Here is a 1,809-nt window from a genome sequence, read left to right as displayed (position 1 = left end):
GTAACATTAGCTGCTTTGGGGGTAATTTTATGCGTATTAAAGTGAGTCGTTCTAAAAATTCCAAGTCTTATTTTGTAATTAAAGATATTTATCGGGGCAATAAAAGGACAACCAAAGTTGTTGAAGCCTTGGGAAATGACAAAGAAATTTTAGAAAAGCATCCTGGTGTGGATCCCTATACCTGGGCAAAAGAATACGCTAAAAAGTTAACACTGGAAGAAAAGGAACGAAACTATAAAATCGTCACCAAATACAGTCCTGCCAAGCAAATACCATTGAATAAACAGACGCTATTTAATGCTGGTTACCTCTTTTTACAATCTATTTACCATGGGTTAAAACTGGATAAAATTTGCCAGAAGATATCTCAGGAGTATGAATTCAAATATGATCTGAATGAAATACTTTCGCGCCTTCTTTATTTACGGATTCTACATCCGACCTCTAAAAAAGGAACGTTTGAACATTCGAAAGACTTACTTGAACCTGCACATTTTCAGTCACATCAAATTTATCGGGCACTTGGTGTCCTCGCCGAGCAATCAGATTACATAGAGGAAATGGTGTATAAAAACAGTCTAAATGTAGTGGATAGAAACACACAGATTCTATATTATGACTGCACAAACTTTTTCTTTGAAATCGAAGAAGAAGACGGTTTAAAACAATATGGAGTTTCTAAAGAAAATCGCCCCAACCCAATTGTTCAAATGGGACTGTTCATGGATGGGTCAGGCCTTCCACTTGCTTTTAGTATGACACCTGGAAATAGAAATGAACAAACAACCTTGAAACCGTTGGAACGTCGTATTTTAAAGGACTTTAACCTTTCAAAATTTGTTGTATGTACAGATGCCGGTCTATCTTCAAATAAGAATCGGATATATAATACTCGAGGAAAACGCGCCTTTGTAACTACGCAGTCTATCAAAAAACTGAAGAAATTTTTGAAGGAATGGTCTCTGGATCCTGAAGGGTGGCGAATACCAGGAAGTAATAAAAAGATAAATTTGAATGACATTCGCAATCTCGAAAATGACCAGAGAACGTACTACAAAGAGCGTTGGATCAAGGAAAATGATCTAGAACAAAAGTTAATTGTCACCTACTCCCCTGTTTATCAGCGTTATCAATCATCCATTCGAGCTAAACAAGTTGAACGAGCGAAGAAAAAGATGGAAAATCCAAGCTCGTTGAATAAACATAATCAGAATGACCCAAAGAGATTCATTAAAGCGACACATGTAACAGACAATGGTGAAATTGCGGATAAGACGCAAGCAACTCTGAATCAGAAACAGATTGATAACGAATCCATGTATGATGGATTTTATGCCGTATGTACCAATCTAGAATCAACTATTGAGGAAATAATTAAGATAAATCATGGGCGATGGGAGATTGAGGAGACATTCCGAATACTAAAAAGTGAATTCCAGGCTCGACCAGTTTACTTGCAAAGAGAAACCCGAATAAAGGCACATTTTCTAACATGCTTTTTGTCCTTATTGATCTATCGCATTCTAGAAAAAAAGTTGGATGAAAGATTTACATGTCCTGAATTAATTAGTACGTTAAGAAATATGAACATGCTAGAATTGGATGGAGAAGGATACATACCTGTATATACTCGAACAGAAATTACGGATGCATTACATGATGCATTTGGCTTTAGAACTGACTACGAAATAGTTACTCAAAAAAATATGAAAAAAATTTTTAAACAAACCAAAAGGGAAAAATAGTACGCAGTTTTATGCCTTAAAAAAATCGCCATAAACATTGATTTAGCAGTGTTTTTGGCGATTT

The 1,809-nt window shown here is 35.7% G+C and carries 1 protein-coding gene; it reads left to right on the top strand.

What is annotated here, in order from left to right; all coding sequences use genetic code 11:
- The first annotated feature begins 29 nt into the window (after positions 1–29).
- Entirely contained in the window at positions 30–1,745 is a 1,716-nt protein-coding gene (locus tag KM885_RS17710; protein ID WP_047184088.1) for an IS1634 family transposase, read from the top strand.
- Positions 1,746–1,809 lie beyond the last annotated feature (64 nt).

It is taken from the genome of Oceanobacillus caeni (assembly GCF_019037185.1).
Taxonomy (GTDB): domain Bacteria; phylum Bacillota; class Bacilli; order Bacillales; family Amphibacillaceae; genus Oceanobacillus; species Oceanobacillus caeni.
This window is presented reverse-complemented; position numbering and strand designations above follow the sequence as displayed.